At 43.2% G+C, this 5,170-nt stretch carries 3 protein-coding genes; all 3 read right to left on the bottom strand.

What is annotated here, in order from left to right; all coding sequences use genetic code 11:
* Positions 1 to 346: 346 nt before the first annotated feature.
* Entirely contained in the window at positions 347 to 2,830 is a 2,484-nt protein-coding gene (locus tag D0T84_RS21210) for a sodium-translocating pyrophosphatase (protein ID WP_255495525.1), read from the bottom strand.
* Between the two features lie 320 nt (positions 2,831 to 3,150).
* Complete coding sequence (locus D0T84_RS21205) at positions 3,151 to 3,576, bottom strand: amino acid-binding protein (protein WP_163309930.1); 426 nt, start codon at positions 3,574 to 3,576, stop codon at positions 3,151 to 3,153.
* Between the two features lie 155 nt (positions 3,577 to 3,731).
* Positions 3,732 to 5,033 (bottom strand): phenylacetate--CoA ligase family protein, encoded by a 1,302-nt coding sequence (locus tag D0T84_RS21200; RefSeq protein WP_163309929.1) that lies wholly within the window; start codon positions 5,031 to 5,033, stop codon positions 3,732 to 3,734.
* Between the last annotated feature and the right edge of the window lie 137 nt (positions 5,034 to 5,170).

Raw genomic sequence — 5,170 nt, 5'->3', positions numbered from 1 at the left:
AAACAAGTCGCCCTGACTTTGATCCGGTGATTTTCCTATCATTTTTTGCAAGCTTTTAGGACTTCAAGATACGAAATTCTGCAATATTAAGCAAATAATTGAAGGTGTAATTTACTGGCAAATAACTTATTATATACTTTTTAAGGAGCGACTACTTACTACAAAAAGAACCCAAGCAAAACCTTATAAAAACAAAATTAATTTGGTACGGTTGCCCTACTATTAGATAATTTTTTAGAAAGTTGATGACAGTTTTTTTAAGGTTAAACGATGTTTGATGCGAAAAAACAAGCGAATATCAAACAAATGATATCCGCTTATTATCAATATACTAATTATGAATTACTTAATCCCTTCTTTCTTCTATTATAATTTCTTCGACTACCTCAACTACAGACCCTTCTGTTACAGGAGTTCCCCCTTGAAGACCTCCTTCGTTTTCAGGGATACGCATCCTGTAGAATGAGCGCCAAACGAATACCAGACCTAAGATAAGGAAAGGAATGGCGATATACATAGAATAGTCATGATCCGGATTAGCACGCATCTCTATACAAATCTCTGTTGCTAGCAACCCAAACAGTGTGGAGAACTTGATAATAGGATTCAACGATACAGATGATGTATCCTTGAACGGGTCACCCACTGTATCACCTATTACGGCAGCTTCGTGCAGAGGCGTGTTCTTTTCTTTCAAATCCACCTCTACTACCTTCTTGGCATTATCCCAGCTACCTCCTGCATTCGCCATAAATATAGCCTGGAACAGTCCGAACACGGCAATAGATACCAGATAAGCCACAAAGAAATTAGGGTCGAGGAATGCAAATGCCAATGTAAGCGAAATCAGGGCGATAAAGATATTCCACATCCCTTTTTGTGCATACTGGGTACAGATTTTCACCACAGCAATAGAATCTTCAATATCCGCCTCTTTCTTATTTATATCAAAGGTTTTCTTAATAAACTCTACAGCACGGTAAGCACCTGTGGTAACAGCCTGTATAGATGCTCCACTAAACCAGAATATCACAGCACCACCACAAATTAAACCAAGCAGAACCGGAGCATCAGTCAACGACAGTTGTAGCAATCCGACTTTCTCTAATAGCAGGATGATGGAGAATATCATCGTAGTAGCACCCACTACGGCTGTACCAATCAATACAGGCTTGGCTGTAGCCTTAAAGGTATTTCCGGCAGAGTCGTTGGCTTCCAGATAATGTTTACCTGTTTCAAAGTTAGGTTTGAAGCCATATTCTTTCTCTATAGATTCACTTATACCTGGTATCTCTTCTATCTGCGATAATTCAAACACAGACTGTGCGTTGTCGGTCACAGGGCCATAGCTGTCCACTGCAATAGTAACAGGCCCCATACACAGGAATCCGAAGGCAACAAGACCAAAGGCAAATATGGAAGCGTGAGGCCCCAATATACTCTCTAATCCCATCTGGGCTGTAAAGAATGCTCCTGTCATCAGGGCTACGATAAGCAAACCTGTCCAGAATGCGCCAAAATAACCTGCAACAATACCTGAAAGGATATTCAGGGAGGCTCCTCCTTCGCGGGAAGCCGTTACTATCTCATTTACATGCTTGGACTTGGAGCTGGTAAAGAACTTGGTAAACTCAGGAATCAGCACGGCAGCCAATGTACCACAACTTATTATGATAGCCAGTTTCCACCAAAGGGTAGTATCAGCCATATCGCCTAACAACAAGTGACTCATAAAGAAGCTGGCAGAGATGCAAAGCACGGCAGCAATCACTATCAGACGCATTAGAGGAGATTCGAAGTCAAATTCTTTCTTATCCCCGTATAGTTTCTTCGAAATAGCCTGGTTGATAAAGAATGCACAACCGGAAAGGAAGTCCATTAAGAAACGCATACCGAATATCCATACAATCAGTTTAGCCTGTATAGTAGGATCGTCAACCGCCAGTGTAATAAATGTGATGAGGGCAACTCCTGTCACACCATAAGTTTCGAAACCATCGGCAGTAGGGCCTACACTGTCACCGGCATTGTCACCTGTACAGTCGGCGATAACGCCCGGATTACGAGGGTCGTCTTCTTTCACTTTGAAAACCACCTTCATCAGGTCGGAACCAATATCGGCAATTTTGGTAAAGATACCTCCGGCAATACGCAATGCACTGGCACCAAGGGATTCACCGATAGCAAATCCGAGGAAACAGATACCTACGATGTCGCGTGGAACAAACAGAAGAATAAAGACCATGAGCACCAGCTCAAGGGAGATGAGGAACAAGCCGACACTCATACCGGCTTTCATCGGTATATTAACAACATCCAGCGGACGTCCTTTGAGAGAAGCAAATGCTGTGCGTGCATTGGCATAGGTATTCACACGGATACCAAACCATGCAACGATGTACGATCCTGCCATACCCACAATAGAGAACAGCAGCACCTGAATAACCACTCCGAAAGTCTGACCAACCAAACCAAAGAAGTAGATACAGAGCACAAGAGCGATGAGAGCAAACAACATCATCAGGAATTTACCCTGCTGAACCAGGTATGTCCGGCAAGTGGCATAGATAGTTGCAGCAACCTTTTGCATAGATTCGTGAGCAGGCAATTTCTTAACCTGCTGGAAGAGTAATAAGCTGAAACCAAGGGTTCCGGCAATGATCAGAGCACCGTAAAATAAAAAATCCCATGAGGTTATAGCACTCCCAAATATATGGAATGTACCCTCATGCAGATCAGGAATCGCTAGATCGGCTTCACTGGCAAACGTTGATAAATTAAACCCTAGAAGCAGACCAATCAGTAGACCAACACTTTTTAAATTTTTCATGGTAAATAGTATTTAGATAGACAATTACAGACATACCTCTCCACTATACCGACAGCAGAAATACATGCCTGCACATCAATTTTCGCTCCTAATCAAAACAGTTTTGAATTTACGAAATCTAATCCTCTTTACCTCTTTTTTTATATGATTTCTTTCGCTTATAAAATGTATTTAAGTAAAAATAACAGTAAACATACCTTAAATGTTAAATTAACACAAACAAGCCTCGACACTCGCTACTTTTTATATGTTAAACAACATGTTTTAGCATCTTATTATAAATAACTTACCGAATACTAATAACACATTGGGCGCATTTTTCACTGTTGTTCCAAATTGTTACTATTTAACAAATCGCAGTTATAAAATGTTAGAATCTCAACACAACGGTTGACATCTGTCGGGCGAATAACCACATTAGCTGTATCGCCTTTCGAAAACGCATACATGTACTCTATGAAAATATCTTCTTTGGCGAGATATTCAAGTACGGTGGATAATGAACCCGGTGTATTGGGACAGCTAAAGCATAATACATCGGTAACCGAAACCCCGAAGTGGGCTTCTTTGAGTACCCTTTTTGCCAGTTCCACATCCGATACTACCATGCGCAGTATACCGAAGTCGGCACTTTCAGCCAGGCTAAAGGCTGTCATATTCACTCCATTCTGACCCAGTATGTGGGTTACTTCATTTATACGGCCTGTTTTGTTTTCGATAAAAACAGATAGTTGCTTTATTATCATGTTATTTATTTTATGCACCCCCTCCCAACCTCCCCCAATAGGGGAGGCTGGCAATGCTACGACAAGGGGGTTGTTAGTTATTCATTATAATCACTATTATATACATCAGGGCTTTGCCAGTCCCTTCCCTTTGGGGGGAGGTTGGGAGGGGTCGTTTAACTGAAAACCCTCTTATCCAGCACCCTCTGCGCTTTGCCTTCGCTGCGCTTGATACTGAATGGTTCCACCAGTTTAATATCGGCACTGATGCCCAGTACGCTTTGCAGGCGTTGCCCCATCTTCTTCTTGAGTGCCATCATCTTATTTATTTCATCAGAATAGAATCCGTCACGTACTTCAACCTGTACTTCGAGTATATCAAGGTTGTTTATACGCTCAACTACCAATAGGTAATGAGGTTCAAATTCTTCCATTTCCAGTATCACGCTCTCTATCTGCGACGGGAACACGTTTACACCACGGATAATAAGCATATCGTCGCTACGTCCCACAATGCGGCTCATGCGTACATTGGTACGCCCGCACCGGCAAGGCTCATCGGTGAGGGTGCAAAGGTCTTTTGTACGGTAGCGCAGAAGCGGCAAGCCTTCCTTGGTCAGTGTGGTGAATACCAGTTCGCCCTGCTCGCCATAGGGCAGTTGCTGCAATGTATCGGGCGAAACGATTTCGGGATAGAAATGGTCGTCGATAATGTGCGAACCGTCCTTAAACTCGCATTCGTGCGATACGCCCGGCCCCATCACTTCGCTCAGCCCGTATATATTATAGGCGTTGATGCCCATCTTAGCCTCTATCTCCCTGCGCATATTATCTGTCCAGGGTTCTGCTCCGAAAACACCTATTTTCAGTTTAAACTCTTCGCGGGGAATACCTGTTTTTTGCATAGCTTCTGCCAGGTATAGGGCATAAGACGGTGTGCAGGCAATGGCCGTTGGCCCGAAATCGTGCATCAGCTGTATCTGCTTAGCCGTATTTCCGCTCGACATGGGGATAACCGTACCTCCCAGATATTCTACACCGTAATGAACACCCAATCCTCCTGTGAACAAACCATAGCCATAAGCCACCGTGAATATGTCATTGCTGGTAGCTCCGTATGCGGTAAGGCAACGGGCTATCATTTCCGACCAGATGGACAGGTCGCGGCGGGTATAGCCTACCACTGTAGGTAGCCCTGTGGTGCCGGATGAGGCATGCAGGCGGATAATCTCCGACATGGGTACGGCAAACAACCCGTACGGGTAATTATCACGTAAATCCTGCTTTGTGGTAAAGGGTAGTTTTACAATATCGTCTATCGTACGGATATCGTCGGGTGTGATATCCATTTCCTGCATCTTCTGGCGATAGAACGGCGTACTGTGATAAACCCTTTCGACCAGCTTGCGGAGGCGTTCGCCTTGCATCCGGCGTTTGTCTTCGAGGCTCATACATTCTTTTGCTTTGTTCCAAATCATAGTATATGTTAGTTTATTTAGTTGTTTCTGTTTTATAAAAAGTCACTAGTGTCCGGTTATAAATCAAACAGTTTCAACTGTTTATCGTCACCAGGACTTATTGATTTGTAATTATTTTTTGTAAACAGTTCATCTAT

The sequence above is a fragment of the Dysgonomonas sp. 521 genome (assembly GCF_010501055.1).
Lineage (GTDB): Bacteria > Bacteroidota > Bacteroidia > Bacteroidales > Dysgonomonadaceae > Dysgonomonas.
Note: the sequence above shows the minus strand (reverse complement) of the source record. Positions and strands in the feature narration are given on the sequence as shown.